Genomic DNA, 15,602 nt, shown 5'->3' on the forward strand with positions numbered 1-15,602 from the left:
GTGTTTTCTTCGGCGGAAGGCGTGGCGGGCGATGACAAGGAAAGTATTCTGGGACGATCCCTACCGGACCACGCTGGATACCGTCGTCACGCACGTCGACGGCGATCGCGTGCAGGTGGACGCGACCATCTTTTTCGCGTTTTCGGGCGGGCAGGAAAGCGACGCGGGGGCGCTGGGCGACTATCCGGTCATCCAGGCCGAGAAGCGGGGCCTCGACATCGTCTATACGCTCCCGCATGACCACGCACTGCGGATCGGAGATCATGTGACCTGGCGCATCGACTGGGCGCGCCGGTACCGGTTGATGCGCCTGCACTTCGCGGCCGAAATGGTGTTGCAACTGGTCTACCGGCTCAGGCCCGGTATCGAGCGCATCGGCGCGCATATCGCGCAGGACAAGGCGCGCATCGACTTCGCGAGCGACACGAGCCTGTCGCCGTTGTTTCCGGAGATCGAATCGGCCGCGGCCGACCTGTCGAAGCGCGACCTGCGCATCGTGACCGACTTCAGCGATGTCGATGCGCAGCGCCGGTTCTGGACGGTCGATGGCTTTGCGACGATGGCGTGCGGCGGCACGCATCCGGCGACGACCGGCGAGATCGGGATGCTGACGCTCAAGCGGAAGAACACCGGGAAGGGCAAGGAGCGGATCGAGGTGATGCTGCTCGAGCCGCAGGTGGCGGACGGGCATGCGGCGGTGCGGCTCGCGTGACCCGCACCGCGCTTCACCTGCGCGTCACCGATACCCGTAACACTGCTTCAACCCGGCGTAGTCGTAGAAGTGGCTGCCCGGCGCGATCTTCGCGCCGTCGCACGCGGCCTGGAAATCCGTCTCGCGCTCGTTGTACAGCATCTTCACGATGAGCCGCGATCCGTTGCGGTAGACATCCCACTGCATGTTCGCGGCCATCGGCGACACCTGGTCACCGCGCCACGGATTGTTCGCATACGTGTAGGTCTGCGCCTGCGGCGTCGGCACGAACACGTTCTTCAGGTTCATGACCGATGCGAACGGAATCACGATCTCCGCATGCGTGAAGCGCAGCTTCGCGGCGCGTGTCAGGTCGCCGCGCGCGATCGCGTCGACTTCGCCGAAGAAATCGTCCTGCAGCACCTTCGCCATCCGGTACGTCACGGGGTTCGCCTCCTGGATACCGGGCCCCTTCTGGTAGTAATCCTCGGCATCCTGCAGGTATGCAAGATACTGCGCCTGCTCCGCGCCGATGTATTTCTCCAACGTGACGCCACCGGTCTCCGCCGTCATCGCGGGCGCGACCTGCAGCAGGTTGTACAGTACGTTGGCCGCATCGACGGCCGTCGCGATTTTCGTCTTGCCGTCGCCCTTCAGCGTGTTGGTGAACTTGCCGTCCGTCGACGTGAACGCATAGGTCCCCGTGTTCGCGAACGTGTAGCCGTCGGTGCCGAGCTTCGCGATGAACGCCGGCGACACGAGCGCGGACAACACCGTTTGCGCGACGTCGGCCGCCTGCGGCGCAGCCTTGATCGCCTTCAGCTTCGCGGCCACCGTCGTGTCGTTCGCATAGGCCTGGTACGTCTGGCTCGCCTGATAGGTCGCGTAGTACGGATCGCTCGTATCGGTGACGAGATCGGTGGCCGGCTTCAGCGAGTGGAAGTACAGCAGGAAGCGGTGGGTGCCGGCCGGTTGCACGGCGGGTGCGTTCGCCGGATAGCCGGACGGCGCAGCCGGCAGCGTGATGGCCGGCGCCAGCGCCGGCTGCGCGGCGACGAGTGCCGCGGAGAAATACGTCGAGCTGTCGACCGCGCGATCCTGGCCCGAGTTGACCACGACGACCTGCCGGTTGCCCGCTGCAAACAGCGCGGGCAGCCGCTGCGCGAGACGCGTGGCGAGTTGCTGGTGTTCGCGGATCCCGGTTTGCGTGAGGTTGCCGTACCCGGGTGTCGAGATGCCCTGCACGCCGTAACCGAGCAGCGCATTGGCCTTCATCATCGCGTACGTGTCGGCCTTGAGCTGCGTGCCGAGCGCGGTCAGCGCGCCGTCGGCCTCGGCCTTGACCAGCATCGCGTAGATCGCGCCGTCGTACTTGAAGCCCGACAGCCCGCGCGAGCCGTGGCGCGCGACGAGCCCGGTATAGACGGGCGCGTAGCCGGCGGGCGGCGCTTCGTACGTCGCGGCGTCCTGCAGTGGCCGATACGGCGTCTTCGTCTGGTAGTAGGTCGCGGGCGCCGGTGTCGGCTTGGGCTGGGGTTGCGGCTGCGGTGCGGGTGTCGCGCCGCTGTTGTCGGCCGACGTGGCGGGCGGGGGCGAGTCATCCCCGCCGCAGGCGGCGAGCATCAGGCAGGCAATCGCGAGGGCGGCGGCGGTGCGGGTCGGGCGTGTCATCGTGGCGAGCAGCGGGCGGGACGATGCGGGTTCGCGTCGTCCCGTCTCCGGGAGAGGTCGGTCAAGCCCGGAAGTGTTGCAAGCAACTTTGACAGCATAATGTCAGGATACGGTCGGGCAATCGTCGGATTGCCGCCGGATCGATGCTGGCCGGCCGCCGCCGGCCCGAGTGCCGGCGTTCAGTGCAGGCCGGCCGATGCGATCGAGCGCACGGTGTCGGTGATGTTCACGCAGCGCGACAGGCCGAAATGCTCGGCTTCGCGGCGTTCCGGTTCGCTGCTCGCGATGGCGACCGCGCGTTCGGGCGGCACGCCGAGCGCCTGCAGCGCGATCTCGAACGGATGCTGATTTGATCCGGAGTCCTGTTGATTGGCGTCGGTGACGACGACCGAGAAGCGGTCGAGGTTCGCGCGGCCGAACTGGCCTTCGAACATGTCGCTGAGCCGTGCGGCCGGCAGCGTCGTGACGAGACCGAGTCGATATCCTTCTTCCGATGCACGGTCGAGCCACTGGATGATCGCGTCGCGCTGATGGCGCGATTCCCGCGAATCCGGTGTTGCTTCGATCTGCGCGAATGCTGCGTCGAGACGGGTGACGATGGCTTCGATAACCACGGTGATTCCTCTTCAGAGACGTGATGATCCGTTCGCCGACGGGAATGCCACACACCTTAGCGTCGATCCGGAAAACGCGACCAATTAATATTTTTGTCAGACCTATACTATTTGACTAATGAATGGGGTGGCGAGCCAGAGCGGGCGCGGGATGCGTGTCGTGCGGGATGTTCCGCGCGAATTGCGTCGCATCGACGGCTCTCGATGTGATGCACCAAATTCGCGCACGTTGTGGATGCAACCGTTATATGCATATAAAAAAACGGCATATCGAGCGATGGCCGCCCGATATGCCGTCATGCGATGCCGCGTGCGAATCGTCGCTCAGTGCAGCTTGATCGACGGCTGGTTGCGGCTTTGCAGCCAGTGGCTCAGCGACTGGAACAGCGCGCGCTTCACGCCGACCACGCTGAACAGGTGCTTGCGATACAGGAACTTGTACAGCCCGATCGCCGCCAGCCCGTCGACGATCAGCGAGCGCGACCGCACGCCGATGTCCGCCTGGTACACGGCGCCCGCCTGCCCGAGCGACACGACGGTGCCCGCATCGTGGAACGTGAAGCCGGCCACCGGCTTGCCGGCGATGCGCCGCGCGAATGCGTTGACCAGATACACGGCCTGCTGGTGCGCGACCTGCGCACGCGGCGGCAGGAATCCGCTCGCGCCGGTCGAAGGGCACGCGGCGCAGTCGCCGAACGCATACACGTGCGGATCGTCGGGCGTCTGCAACGTGCCGGTCACGATCACCTGGTTCGAGCGGTTGAGCGCGATGTCGCCGATGTCGCGCAGCATCGCGGGGCCAGCCACGCCGGCCGCCCAGATCGTGATGTCGCTCGCGAGCCGTTCGCCGGTTGCAGTCGTCACGGCATCCGCGCCGACTTCCGCCACGCGCGTATCGGTCAGCACGTCGACGTTCAGCGCGCGCAGCTGCGCGTGCATCTTTCCGGACAGTCGTTCGTCGAGTGCCGGCAGGATGCGCGGGCCGCCTTCGATCAGCCGGATGTGCACGTCGCGTGCCGACACCAGTGCCTTGAAGCGGTACGTCGTCAGTTGCTGGACCGCGTGCCGCAGCGCGGCGGCCAGCTCGACGCCCGTCGCGCCCGCGCCGATCACGTTGATGCAGATCGGCGCCGCGCGCCGCGCCGGTTGCTGCTCGGCCACGTGATTCGCCTTCGTGCAGGCCGCGAGGAACTTGCGGCGGAAATCCTCGGCCTGGTCGAGGTTTTCGAGCGGCAGCGCGTGGCGAGCCGCACCCGGTACGTTGAAGAAGTTCGTCACGCTGCCGACCGCGAGCACGAGGTCGTCATAACCGAGTTCGCGTTGCGGCAGGATTTCGGTGCCGTCCGCGTCGTGCACGGCCGCGATCGTCGCGGTGCGGGCCGCGCGGTCGACCTGCTGCAGCGCGCCCTGCACGAAGCGGAAGCCGTGGCGCTTCGCCTGCGCCGCGTATTCGATCGTGTGGGACGCCGGATCGCGATGGCCCGATGCGGCTTCGTGCAGCAGCGGCTTCCAGAAGTGCGTCGGATAGCGGTCGACGAGCACGATGTCGGCCTGGCCGCGACGTCCGATCGTGTCGCCGAGACGCGTGGCGAGCTGCAGGCCGCCGGCGCCGCCGCCGACGATCACGATGCGCGGCAGGCGCGGTGCGCGGTCCGTTGCAAGGGTGGGCGTGGTGTTGTCCATGTTGGGCTCCCGCTGAATGACGATTCGGATGACATTGCTCAAGAACCGACGATATAGTTTGGAACCCACTCGAACAATTTAATGTTTATAAGCGACTCATATGTATTCACTTATAGGAAAGACCGCGACGTTCCGGCAGCTGAAGGCGCTGGACATGATCGCGCGGCTCGGCAGCGTGTCGCGCGCGGCCGAGGAGCTGAACCTGACGCAGCCGGCCGTGTCGCTGCAGGTTCGCCTGCTCGAGGAGGCCGTGGGCGCCGCGTTGCTGCAGCGGGTGGGGCGCGGCGTGCAGCTGACCGCGGCCGGCGAGATCGTGGCGCGCTATGCGCGCGAGATCCTGCATCTGTGGAGCGAGGCCGGCGACGAAGTGGCCGCGCTGACGGGCGACCTCGGCGGCACGCTGCGGATCGGCGCGATCACGACGGCCGAGTACCTGATCCCGCCGCTGCTCGTCAAATTCACCGCGACGCGCCCCCACGTGAAGACCTATTTCAAGGTCGGCAACCGCGACGACATCATCCGCATGCTCGCAACGCATGAAATCGATCTCGCGGTGATGGGGAGTGCGCCGAAGGAGCTGCGCACGCATGCGGTCGAGTTCGCGAAACATCCGATGGTGTTCGTCGCGGCGCCCGGCCATCCGCTGATGCAGCGCAAGCGCGTCGCGCTGAAGGATCTGGAATCCGCGCACCTGCTCGTGCGCGAACGCGGCGCGGGCACGCGCTCGACCGTCGAAAGCCTGTTCAAGAACGCGGGCTACCGGTTCCATGTGGGCTCCGAACTGTCGAGCAACGAGGCCATCAAGCAGATGGCCGAAGCCGGGCTCGGCATCGCGTTTCTGTCGTTGCACGCGTGTGCGCTCGAACTGCGTACGGGACTGCTCGGGCAACTGCCGTTCCCCGGCAACCCGATCGAGCGCGAATGGTATGTGGTCACGCTCGCCGACCGGCGGATCTCGCAGGTGACGGGGCTGTTCCGCGACTTCCTGATCAAGCAGGGCGCGCCGGTGATCGACGGTGCGACGGTGGCGCCGCACGAGCGGCGGCGCAAATAGGCGGATACGTCGACCGGCCGGTCAGACGAGCCCGAAGTCGTCGTTGCTGTCGGGAATCGACGCCAGCAGCCGTTCGAGCCGGTACCAGCCGATGCGGCGCAGGCACCACGCGGCGACGGAAGTCCGGTCGTGGCGGGCGTCGGGGCCGGATGCGCGGTGGGTGGGGGTGGAAGGCGCGAGCGCGATTGAAGTCGCGCGCAGCGGGCAGGAATGGGGCATGACGGGCTCCGTAGGTGTCGGATGAGGCGATCGTAAGCGTCGCGGCGCCCGCCGGCGCGCACGCAAGGATCATCCGGAGCAGAAACGGATGATCTTTTTCTGCTCGACGTCGCGGCAGGCGCGCAGTCCCGGCACGCCGGCTCGAAACGCGTCACAATGCGCGTTCGGCACCCGATCTGGTGGAGACAAGCGATGAGCGATCCGATTCTTGCCGCGCCGACGGACAACGGCGTCCCGGTCAGCCTGCGCTCCAGCCGCGGGCTGGGCTGGCAGGGCTTTGGCGCGTCGCTGCTGGAGATCCGCGCGGGCACGTACCGGATTCCGGCGGCCGAGCATCACCGGATCGGCGTGCATATCGGCTCGCCGGTTCGTGCGGATTGCGTGTGTGACGGCGAACGTGTGTCGCGCATCCAGGCGCACGGCGACGTCGACGTGATTCCGGCCGGCCTGCCCGGCCAGTGGACCGACAGCGCCGACTGCCGGATCCTGCACATCGCGCTCAGCGACACGTTCGTGCGGCGCACGGTCGAACAGCTCGAGCTGAAGCCGTCGCAGGCACAGATCCGGCGCCGGCTGCAGGTGCGCGATCCGCGCCTGCAGCACATCGCATGGGCGATGGCCGCCGAACTCGAAGCGGAAGACGCGTCGGATCCGCTCTATGCGGAAAGTCTGTGCACGGCGCTCGTCGCGCGGCTGGTCGACGGCCAGCCGGCGTTCCGCGAACGCCGGCGCACGCTTGCGCCGAAAGCGGCCGCGCGCGTAATCGACTATGTCGAAGCGAATCTCGACCGGCGCATGACGCTGGCCGAGCTCGCGGCGCTCGTGTCGATCAGCGTGCCGCATTTCAAGGTGTTGTTCCGCGAAACGCTCGGGATGCCCGTGCACCAGTACGTCGTGCGGCGCCGGGTGGAGCGCGCGAAGGCGCTGCTGCTCGAAGGCCGGCTCAGCATCAGCCAGATCGCGCTGGAAGCGGGGTTTGCGCACCAGAGCCACATGGCGAACTGGATGAACCGCGTGCTCGGTGCGACGCCGACGGAGATTGCGCGGTCGGGGGCGCGGGGCGGGTTGCGGCTTGCTTATGACGGCGAGGACGGCGCGAAGCCTGCGCGTCGATAGCTGGACGGGCGGATGGCACGATCCGTGCGGACCTTTGCATCGCGTCATCCTTTCCTGCTCGATTCATCCCTCCCTGCGCGCCGCGCCGGCCGCGCAACCCGACAATCACAGCACCTTCATCCCCCAGGAGCGAACCGTGTTCGTGATCTTTGGAGCATCAGGCAACGTCGGCCTGTCGACCGTGACGACCTTGCGCAACGCAGGCCATGCCGTGCGCGCGGTGTTGCACGACGCACGTCATCGTGACCGCTTCGTACAACTCGGCTGCGATGTCGCGATCGCGGAACTGACGGACCCGAACGCGATCGCCGCGGCGATCGACGGCGCGCAGGCCGTGCAGATACTGTGTCCGGTGCCGGTTGCCGACCCGGATCCGGCCGCGACGATGACGCGGACGATCGACGTGGCGACCGCCGCGCTCGCCGCGAACCCGCCGCCGGCGCTGCTCGCGCTGTCGGACTACGGCGCGGAGCGCGATGGCAATACCGGCATCACCCGGCTGTTTCATCATTTCGAGGAACGGCTGAAGACGATTCCGACGCAACTGACGTTGCTGCGGTCGGCCGAGCATCTGCAGAACTGGGCGCGCGTCCTGCCGGTCGCGCTGGGCGCCGGCGTGCTGCCGAGCTTCCACCATCCGGTCGGCAAGGTCTTTCCGACGGTGTGGGCGCCCGATGTGGGCGTCGTCGCGGCGCGGCTGCTGCTGGATGCACCGGAAGGCGGCAGCGGGCCGCGCATCGTCAGCGTCGAAGGGCCGCGGCGGGTGAGCGTGACGGCCATCGCGGATACGCTCGGCGCGGCGGCCGGCCGCGCGATCGTCGCGCACGAGCTGCCGCGCGACACGTGGAATGCGACGCTGCTGCGCGCCGGGCTCAGCGAACGCCATGCGCAACTGATCGTCGATCTGTACGACGTGCACAACGCCGGGCAGATCGATGTCGAGGCAGGCGCGTCGGAGCGCGCTTACGGGACGACGTCGCCGGCGGACGCGCTTGCGCAACTGGTGCGCCAGCACGCGCGCTGACCGAAGCGGCCGCGCGGCGCGCATCACGCCGCGCGCCGCACCTTGTTCAGCACCGCATACGACAGCGACCCGATCACGATCCCCCAGAACGCGGAGCCGAGCCCGAGCCACGTCATCCCCGACGCGGTTGCGAGGAACGTGATCACCGACGCTTCGCGGTGGTTCTCGTCGTCGAAGATCCCGTGCACGTTCGCGCTGATCGCACCGATCAGCGCGAGCCCCGCGAGGATCGCGACGAATGCCTTCGGCAACGCGAAGAACACCGTGACGATCGTGCCCGCGAACAGCCCGCCGATCAGGTAGAACGCGCCGTTCGCGAGGCCGGCGATGTAGCGCCGGTCCGGATCCTCGTGCGCGTCCTTGCCGGTGCAGAGCGCCGCGGTGATCGCGGCAACGACGATCGTGATCCCGCCGAAGCACGCGACCGCGAGCGACATCACGCTGGTCGCGGTGATGATCGGGCGCGCGGGTGTGTGATAGCCGGACACGCGCAGGATCGTCATCCCCGGCAGGAACTGGCCGGTGAGGCTCACGACGACGAGCGGCAGCGCGAGGCTGAGCGTCGTGCCGAGCGTCCATTCGGGCGCGATGAAGATCGGCCGCGCGATGCTCGGCGACACGTTGCCCAGATGCGTCATCCCGAGCAGCGTCGCGAGCGCGGCGCCCGTCAGCAGCACGAGCACGATGCTGTAGCGCGGCAGCAGGCGCCTGAAGATCACGTAGGCCGCGATCATGCCGAATGCGAGCACGGGCTGATCCGACGCGGCGGAGAACGCATGCATGCCGAACGGCAGCAGGATGCCGGCCATCATCCCGCACGCGATGCCGCGCGGAATGTGGCGCACGAGCCGGTCGAAATAGCCGGTCACGCCGATCACCAGGATGATGAGTGCAGCGGTGATGTACGCGCCGACGGCCTGGTTGAGCGTCAGTTGCGGAAACAGGCCGACGAGCAGCGCGGTGCCGGGCGCCGACCACGCGGTGATGATCGGCACCTTCATCTTCCAGCTCGCGAACAGGCCCGATACGCCCGCGCCGATCGAGATCGCCCAGACCCACGACGACACCATTTCGTTGGATACGTGCGCGGCCTGCGACGCCTGGAAGAAGATCGCGAGCGGGCCCGCGTAGGAAATCAGGACCGCGAGAAAGCCTGCGGTGATCGCGGAAACGGACCAGTCGTTGCCGATCGTGCGGATCGCGCCGGGCGGGGAGTTCGGTTGCATCGTCGTCGGGGAGTGCGGCGCGCGGCCGTGAGGCAGAGCCGGGGCGAATGATTGTTGGAAGCCCCGGATGAGCCGTCATTCTGGACATTGCCGGCGCAATTGGCAATTCGCCGGCGAAGCTTGGCGTTGTCGGCGTTTCGTAAGGATTTGCGCCGATGCGGGCGGATCGATGGCCCCGCCGGGCGTCACGTACTGATCTGCAGCACCTTGTCGACCACCGCTACCTTCACCCCGCTTCCGGTCGACAGCGACGCCGTGCCTTCGTCGAACGGATGCACGGGCGGATCGGTCGGCGTCCACGCATGGCGCGCGAGCAACGCGCGATAGCCGCCGCGGATCACGAAGCCGCCGCATTTCCGCGCATACGCGTCGCGCCGCATCCGGTACGCGCGCGGCAGGTCGTACCACGGCAGCTTCGGCAGGTCGTGATGAACCAGGTGGTAGTTGTTGTTCAGGTACAGCAACCGCATCGCGAAGCCGGCCTCGTTGATCGTGATGCGCGCCTTCGGATGCCGCGCGGCGCGGTGCTCGTACAGCGAGCGGATCATCGCGAGCGACAGCGCGGGCCACGTGACGGCCAGCAGGTAGTACCACCACGGCACGCCGATCGCCCATTGCAGCCACGCGAGCAGCGCGGCCACGCAGGCGGCATGCGTCGCCCACATCGGCAGATAACGGAAGTCGCCGCGCCGGAACGCGGCGAGCGCATCGGCGACCGTCGCCACGACGGAGAGTGGCGGCCCGACGACGATTCGTCCGATGAAAGTCTTGCGCGCGACCGTGAGCGCCCGGCGCCAGCGCGGCAGCCGCGCCCAGCGTTCGCGCGTCACGTAGTTCGTTTCGGGATCGACGCCCGGCACGGTCAGGTCTTCGTCGCGATGATGGTCGAGGTGCGTGTCGCGATACAGCGTGTACGGATACCAGACCGTCAGCGGCGGATAGCCGAGCAGCTTGTTCACGAGGGCGGAGCGTGTCGGATGTCCGTGCAGCAGTTCGTGCTGCAGCGACATGTGCCATGCGCCGAGCAGGATCAGCAGCGGCGTCGCGGCCGCGAGCGACAGGTGCCCGTCGCGCACGAGCAGCAGCACGGCGAGCCAGCCGCCGTAGATCACGGCGACCAGCAGCCAGGTCGGCCACTCGGTGCGGGCAGTGAAGCGGGCGTCGAGCGCGGCAATTGCGCGCGCATGATCGACGTCGAAGTATTCGGCCATGGCGTTGAGGCGGGATGGATCGGGCAGGGCGGGGAACGAGCGGTAGAACCGGTGCGCTCGGCCCGGGTGCGCAAGTGTCTCGCGGATCACGGTCGGCCTGCCCGGCATCGCGCACGATGGCGGCGCCGGCAGGCCTTCGAACGGTACCCGGCGGCGGCCGCCTGGCCAACCAATCGATTCGCATTTGCTTATCGTCGTGCGGCCGATAAGCATCGGGGCCGCCGCCGATGCGTAGAATGCCCGCATGAACTCTTGGATCGCAGTACTGCCGATGTACAACGTGACGCCGCGCCACGCCGCCTTGTGGCGTGCGCTGTTGCGTGACGCGCTCGATGCGTTCGCGAGCGCGGGCGGTGCGGCCGGCGTCGCGCTGCCCGATGCGCCGTTCGACGACCTGCACGCGCTGTGGCGGCGCGACGATCTGTTGCTGTCGCAGACCTGCGGCTACCCGTACCGGATGCTCGGCTTGCGCGACGCCGTGCGATTGATCGCGACGCCCGCTTTCGACGTGGACGGCTGCGACGGGGCGCGCTACCGCAGCGTGCTGGTCGTGTCGGCGCGCGTGCATGCGGGCGGCGCGACGACGCTCGCCGCATGCCGGGGGCTGCGCGCCGCCTTCAACGGCGAGGATTCGCACAGCGGGATGAACGCGTTCCGGCACGCAGTCGCGCCGCATGCGCATGACGGACGGTTCTTCGGATCGGTCACGCCGTTCGGCTCGCACGTGAACGTGCTGCGTGCGCTGGCCTCGGGTGAAGCCGATTGCGCGTCGATCGACTGCGTGACGTTCGCTTATGTGCGCGACGCATTGCCCGAGCTGCTGAAGGACATTCGAATCATCGGCACGACGGCCTCTGCGCCGGGATTGCCGCTCATCGCATCGCGCGTGCTGCCGGAAACGCAGATCGGTGCATTGCAGGATGCGCTCGACCGCGCGGCCGCGGCCGATGCGGAACGCGCGCGCGTGCTGCGGCTGACGGGATTCGAACGGCTGTCACCCGCCGACTACGACACGATTGCGCGGTTCGCGCAGGATGCGGCCGCGCACGGCTATCCCGAACTGGCCTGATGCAAGGGCCGGCGCGCAACGCTGCGGCCGTTCGCGCCGCGTACTGTCATTCCTCGTCCATCAAGCGGACCTTGACCCGCTTGCCCTTGATCTTCCCGGCATTGAGCTTGCGCAGCGCGTCGTGCGCGACGCCGCGCTCGATCGCGACATAGGTCGAGAACTCGGTCACGTTGATCTTGCCGATCTGCTTGCCGTCGAACCCGGCGTCGCCGGTCAGCGCGCCGAGCACGTCGCCCGGGCGGATCTTGTCCTTGCGCCCGCCGAGAATCTGCAGCGTTTCCATCGGCGGCAGCAGCACGCTGTCGTCCGCCGGCTTCAGTTCCGCGAGCGGATGCCATTCGACTTCCCGCTTCTGCGCCTGCTCGATCCCGCCGACGCGGCCCATCTCGTCCATGCTCGCGAGGCTCAGCGCCCAGCCGTCCTGATCCGCGCGGCCCGTGCGGCCGATGCGGTGCACGTGCACTTCGGGATCGGGCGTCACGTCGACGTTGATCACCGCTTCGAGCTGCGCGATGTCGAGCCCGCGCGCGGCGACGTCGGTCGCGACCAGCACCGAGCAGCTGCGGTTCGCGAACTGGATCAGCACCTGGTCGCGCTCGCGCTGGTCGAGCTCGCCGTGCAGCGCGAGCGCGTGGAAGCCCTGCGCATGCAGAACGTCGAGCAGGTCGCGGCACTGCTGCTTCGTGTTGCAGAACGCGATCGTGCTCACCGGCCGGTAGTGGTTCAGCAACTGGCCGACCGCATGCAGCCGCTCGTCCTCGGTCACTTCATAGAAGCGCTGGCGGATCTTGCTGTCGTCGTGACGCTCCTGGAGCTTGATTTCCTTCGGGTTACGCAGGAACTGCTGGCTCAGCTTCGCAATGCCGTCCGGATAGGTCGCGGAGAACAGCAGCGTCTGGCGCGTCGTCGGGCACATCCGCGCGACCTTCGCGATGTCGTCGAAGAAACCCATGTCGAGCATCCGGTCGGCCTCGTCGAGCACGAGCGTGTTCAGCGCGTCGAGCTTCAGGTTGCCGCGATCGAGGTGATCCATGATGCGGCCCGGCGTGCCGACGACGATGTGCGCACCGTGCTCGAGGCTCTGCGCCTGCGGGCGCATCGGCGTGCCGCCGCACAGCGTCAGCACCTTCACGTTTTCCTCGGCGCGCGCGAGGCGGCGCACTTCCTGCGCGACCTGGTCGGCGAGCTCACGCGTCGGGCACAGGATCATCGCCTGCACGTCGAAGCTGCGCGTGTCGAGGCGTGCCAGCAGCGCGAGCGAGAACGCGGCGGTCTTGCCGCTGCCCGTCTTCGCCTGCGCGATCAGGTCCTGGCCGGCCAGCGCGACCGGCAGGCTCGCGGCCTGGATCGGCGTCATGTCGACATAGCCGAGCTGCGCGAGGTTCGCGAGCGTGGCGGGCGTCAACGACAGCGCGCTGAAGGGCGTGGCGGTCGGCTGGGTCATTCGAGGTCTCCGAGGTAAGGCTTGCCTTCCATCTGTTCGTAGACGACGGTGCCGTCGTCGCCCTCGAAGCGTTCGAGATAGTTGCGCGCGCCGCACAGCGGGCAGCGGAACAGCAGCCCCTGGCCTTCGTCCTTGATGACGACGTCGGACTGCTCCCACTGCGTGCCGCAGCTCTGGTTTCGGCAGGTAAACACGGTCTTTCTCCAGCTGAATTCGGTTGATGGCGCACCCCGGGCGGGCGCGGCAACGGCGGGCGGCGCTCGCGCGGCTTGGGCGCGGGCCGCACCGGCGTCGCTTGGGTGGCGTCGATGCGGATGATGGATCGGGCGGCGACAGGGTCGCGCGTGCCGCAATTCTAGCGGATGCGGGGGGCGGGCAGCCGGCTATCGGCAGCGGACGGCCCGGCCGCGGCACGATCGTCGAGGGTCCCGGCAGACGGCGCACGCCGCACCGCGCGCATCCACGATGAAAAACGGCCACCCCGTGGGGCGGCCGTGCAGTGCGATGAAACGGGGCCGGACGCGTTACAGCGCCATGTCGGCCGACGCCTTCGCCGGGCGGGCCGGCGCGTTGCCGGCCGGCTGCGACGACACGCTGACGTCGATCTTCGGCGGCGGCGACAGTTGCAGCACGTCGCTCGTGTAGGTCCATTCCTCGACGACCTTCGCCGGGCTGTCGTTCAGCTTCGTGCCGTAGCTCGGCACGATCTGGCGGATCTTCTGCTGCCACTCGGGCGTCGCGACCTTGTCCTTGAACACCTTCTTCATCAGGTTCAGCATGATCGGCGCGGCCGTCGATGCGCCCGGCGACGCGCCGAGCAGGCCCGCGATGCTGCCGTCCTGCGACGCGACGATTTCGGTGCCGAGCTTCAGCGCGCCGCCCTTGACCGGGTCGCGCTTGATGATCTGCACGCGCTGGCCGGCCTGCCACAGGCGCCAGTCTTCCTTCTTCGCGTTCGGGAAGTATTCCTTCAGCGCGTTGAAGCGGTCGTCGTCGGACAGCATCAGCTGGCCGGCGAGGTACTGGACCAGCGGGAATTCGTCGACGCCCACGCGCATCATCGGCGCGACGTTGTGCAGGTTGGTGCTCTTCGCGAGGTCGAAGTACGAACCGTTCTTCAGGAACTTGGTCGAGAACGTCGCGAACGGCCCGAACAGGATGATCTTCTTGCCGTCGATGATCCGCGTGTCGAGGTGCGGCACCGACATCGGCGGCGAGCCGACCGATGCCTTGCCGTACGCCTTCGCGAGGTGCTGCTTCACGACATCGGGGTTGTCGGTCACGAGGAACGAGCCGCCGACCGGGAACGCGCCGTAGTCCTTCGCTTCGGGGATGCCCGACGCCTGCAGCAGGTGCAGCGCACCGCCGCCCGCGCCGATGAAGACGAACTTCGCGTCGACGGATTGAGGCGGTTCATCCGAGTGCAGCTTGACCCACGACACGTGCCACGTGCCGTCGGCATTGCGCGTGATCTCGCGCACTTCGCTCGACAGCGACAGCGTGAAATTCGGCTGCGTCTTCAGGTAGCCGACGAACTGGCGCGTGATCTCGCCGAAGTTCACGTCGGTGCCGATCGGCGTCCACGTCGCCGCGACCTTCTGGTTGCGGTCGCGGCCTTCCATCATCAGCGGCACCCACTGCTTGATCTGGTCGTAGTCTTCCGAATACTGCATCCCGCGGAACAGCGGGCTTGCCTGCAGCGCTTCGTAGCGCTTCTTCAGGAAGCGGACGTTGTCGTCGCCCCACACGAAGCTCATGTGCGGCGTCGAGTTGATGAACGAGTGCGGGTTCTTCAGCACGCCCTGCTTGACCTGCCAGGCCCAGAACTGGCGGGAGATCTGGAACGATTCGTTGATCTCGATCGCCTTCGAGATGTCGATCTTGCCGTCCGCCTTCTCCGGCGTGTAGTTCAGTTCGGCGAGCGCCGAGTGGCCGGTGCCGGCGTTGTTCCAGCCGTTCGAGCTTTCCAGCGCGACGCCGTCGAGGCGTTCGACCATCGTCATCGACCAGTCGGGCTGGAGCTCGTGCAGCCAGACGCCGAGCGTCGAGCTCATGATGCCGCCGCCCACCAGCAGGACGTCGACCTTCTTCGTATCGGCGGCATGCGCGGACGATGTCGCGACGCACAGCGCGAGCGCCGCCAGTATTACCCGTAACGTTTTGATCACAGCAGATCCCTTTTTCAACTTGGATGCATCGGTTTGCCATGCCGCCCGGCGCGCAGTTCCATCGCACCGGCACGCGGATCCGGAGATCCGGACCGCGAATCCGGAATTCCGGATCGACGCTGCGCGCCGTTGCATTTGCGCACGCGAAGCCGTTCGGAAGGACACCTTCGGATCGGCTTCCCGCGGGCAGGCAACTGCCTGCGTCGCGAGGGTGCGCAACGCGCCCGGGCCCTCGTGGCAAGCCTGAGCGGACGGCGCTTCAGGCTGCATGGAAAGAGGCCGCGCGCGACGCGTTTTTGCGGGGGCGGGTGGCAAGGGGCGCGTAATATAACCGAACTCGGACAACGTGTCGCAGACGACGAATGTCCCTGTTTTTGTGGGGTTTTTTGTGTGTCCGGATTTCCGGAACGAC

The 15,602-nt window shown here is 67.4% G+C and carries 14 protein-coding genes; 5 read left to right on the forward strand and 9 right to left on the reverse strand.

Translation table 11 applies throughout. The features are described 5' to 3' along the window. The first annotated feature begins 31 nt into the window (after positions 1–31). Positions 32–712 carry an alanyl-tRNA editing protein gene (locus tag BLA15945_RS13270; protein WP_059237941.1) on the forward strand — a complete coding sequence of 227 codons (681 nt, stop codon included), beginning with the start codon at positions 32–34 and terminating at the stop codon, positions 710–712. Between the two features lie 24 nt (positions 713–736). Here BLA15945_RS13270 and BLA15945_RS13275 read toward each other — a convergent pair whose 3' ends face one another. From BLA15945_RS13275 to BLA15945_RS13285, 3 genes are all read right to left on the reverse strand, one after another. Then, the gene (locus BLA15945_RS13275; protein ID WP_174992582.1) at positions 737–2,362 is read right to left on the reverse strand and encodes a histidine-type phosphatase; all 1,626 of its coding nucleotides are present in this window, start codon (positions 2,360–2,362) and stop codon (positions 737–739) included. 179 nt (positions 2,363–2,541) lie between these two features. Then, positions 2,542–2,976 carry an HAD family hydrolase gene (locus BLA15945_RS13280; protein WP_059237939.1) on the reverse strand — a complete coding sequence of 145 codons (435 nt, stop codon included), beginning with the start codon at positions 2,974–2,976 and terminating at the stop codon, positions 2,542–2,544. Positions 2,977–3,300: 324 nt separating this feature from the next. Beyond that, a complete protein-coding gene (locus BLA15945_RS13285) occupies positions 3,301–4,659 on the reverse strand; it encodes an NAD(P)/FAD-dependent oxidoreductase (RefSeq protein ID WP_174992583.1) in 1,359 nt (452 codons plus the stop codon). Positions 4,660–4,759: 100 nt separating this feature from the next. Here BLA15945_RS13285 and BLA15945_RS13290 point away from each other — a divergent pair, with 100 nt between their 5' ends. Further along, on the forward strand, positions 4,760–5,713 hold the full coding sequence (locus BLA15945_RS13290; protein ID WP_059237937.1) for a LysR family transcriptional regulator: 954 nt from the start codon (positions 4,760–4,762) through the stop codon (positions 5,711–5,713). A gap of 21 nt (positions 5,714–5,734) precedes the next feature. Here the strand turns inward: BLA15945_RS13290 and BLA15945_RS13295 are convergent, their stop codons facing one another. Then, positions 5,735–5,932: a hypothetical protein gene (locus BLA15945_RS13295; protein ID WP_174992584.1), complete on the reverse strand. Its 198-nt coding sequence runs from the start codon at positions 5,930–5,932 to the stop codon at positions 5,735–5,737. A gap of 192 nt (positions 5,933–6,124) precedes the next feature. Between BLA15945_RS13295 and BLA15945_RS13300 the strand changes: the two genes are divergently transcribed. Beyond that, entirely contained in the window at positions 6,125–7,048 is a 924-nt protein-coding gene (locus tag BLA15945_RS13300) for an AraC family transcriptional regulator (protein WP_174992585.1), read from the forward strand. A gap of 136 nt (positions 7,049–7,184) precedes the next feature. Beyond that, the gene (locus tag BLA15945_RS13305; RefSeq protein WP_174992586.1) at positions 7,185–8,072 is read left to right on the forward strand and encodes an NAD(P)H-binding protein; all 888 of its coding nucleotides are present in this window, start codon (positions 7,185–7,187) and stop codon (positions 8,070–8,072) included. 23 nt (positions 8,073–8,095) lie between these two features. On the opposite strand, the gene BLA15945_RS13310 is transcribed toward BLA15945_RS13305, so the two are convergent. Both BLA15945_RS13310 and BLA15945_RS13315 read right to left on the reverse strand, forming a co-directional pair. Further along, positions 8,096–9,298 carry a benzoate/H(+) symporter BenE family transporter gene (locus BLA15945_RS13310; RefSeq protein WP_174992587.1) on the reverse strand — a complete coding sequence of 401 codons (1,203 nt, stop codon included), beginning with the start codon at positions 9,296–9,298 and terminating at the stop codon, positions 8,096–8,098. 185 nt (positions 9,299–9,483) lie between these two features. Further along, entirely contained in the window at positions 9,484–10,509 is a 1,026-nt protein-coding gene (locus tag BLA15945_RS13315; protein ID WP_174992588.1) for a fatty acid desaturase, read from the reverse strand. Between the two features lie 244 nt (positions 10,510–10,753). On the opposite strand from BLA15945_RS13315, the gene BLA15945_RS13320 reads away from it, so the two are divergent. Next, entirely contained in the window at positions 10,754–11,578 is an 825-nt protein-coding gene (locus BLA15945_RS13320; RefSeq protein ID WP_174992589.1) for a phosphate/phosphite/phosphonate ABC transporter substrate-binding protein, read from the forward strand. A gap of 46 nt (positions 11,579–11,624) precedes the next feature. On the opposite strand, the gene dbpA is transcribed toward BLA15945_RS13320, so the two are convergent. From dbpA to mqo, 3 genes are all read right to left on the reverse strand, one after another. After that, positions 11,625–13,022, reverse strand: a complete 1,398-nt coding sequence (dbpA, locus tag BLA15945_RS13325) for an ATP-dependent RNA helicase DbpA (protein WP_059237930.1) — start codon at positions 13,020–13,022, stop codon at positions 11,625–11,627. After that, positions 13,019–13,216 carry a hypothetical protein gene (locus BLA15945_RS13330; RefSeq protein WP_059237929.1) on the reverse strand — a complete coding sequence of 66 codons (198 nt, stop codon included), beginning with the start codon at positions 13,214–13,216 and terminating at the stop codon, positions 13,019–13,021. Before BLA15945_RS13330 ends, dbpA begins: the two co-directional genes overlap by 4 nt. A gap of 330 nt (positions 13,217–13,546) precedes the next feature. Continuing rightward, a complete protein-coding gene (mqo, locus tag BLA15945_RS13335; RefSeq protein ID WP_407045100.1) occupies positions 13,547–15,190 on the reverse strand; it encodes a malate dehydrogenase (quinone) in 1,644 nt (547 codons plus the stop codon). Between the last annotated feature and the right edge of the window lie 412 nt (positions 15,191–15,602).

The organism is Burkholderia arboris (assembly GCF_902499125.1).
GTDB classification, from domain to species: domain Bacteria; phylum Pseudomonadota; class Gammaproteobacteria; order Burkholderiales; family Burkholderiaceae; genus Burkholderia; species Burkholderia arboris.

What these genes read in the sequence shown, in the direction of transcription:
- BLA15945_RS13270 (WP_059237941.1), top strand. Translation starts at nt 32, where the DNA reads ATGACAAGGAAAGTATTCTGGGACGATCCCTACCGGACCACGCTGGAT.
- BLA15945_RS13275 (WP_174992582.1), bottom strand. Translation starts at nt 2,362, where the DNA reads ATGACACGCCCGACCCGCACCGCCGCCGCCCTCGCGATTGCCTGCCTG.
- BLA15945_RS13285 (WP_174992583.1), bottom strand. Translation starts at nt 4,659, where the DNA reads ATGGACAACACCACGCCCACCCTTGCAACGGACCGCGCACCGCGCCTG.
- BLA15945_RS13290 (WP_059237937.1), top strand. Translation starts at nt 4,760, where the DNA reads ATGTATTCACTTATAGGAAAGACCGCGACGTTCCGGCAGCTGAAGGCG.
- BLA15945_RS13295 (WP_174992584.1), bottom strand. Translation starts at nt 5,932, where the DNA reads ATGCCCCATTCCTGCCCGCTGCGCGCGACTTCAATCGCGCTCGCGCCT.
- BLA15945_RS13300 (WP_174992585.1), top strand. Translation starts at nt 6,125, where the DNA reads ATGAGCGATCCGATTCTTGCCGCGCCGACGGACAACGGCGTCCCGGTC.
- BLA15945_RS13310 (WP_174992587.1), bottom strand. Translation starts at nt 9,298, where the DNA reads ATGCAACCGAACTCCCCGCCCGGCGCGATCCGCACGATCGGCAACGAC.
- BLA15945_RS13315 (WP_174992588.1), bottom strand. Translation starts at nt 10,509, where the DNA reads ATGGCCGAATACTTCGACGTCGATCATGCGCGCGCAATTGCCGCGCTC.
- BLA15945_RS13320 (WP_174992589.1), top strand. Translation starts at nt 10,754, where the DNA reads ATGAACTCTTGGATCGCAGTACTGCCGATGTACAACGTGACGCCGCGC.
- dbpA (WP_059237930.1), bottom strand. Translation starts at nt 13,022, where the DNA reads ATGACCCAGCCGACCGCCACGCCCTTCAGCGCGCTGTCGTTGACGCCC.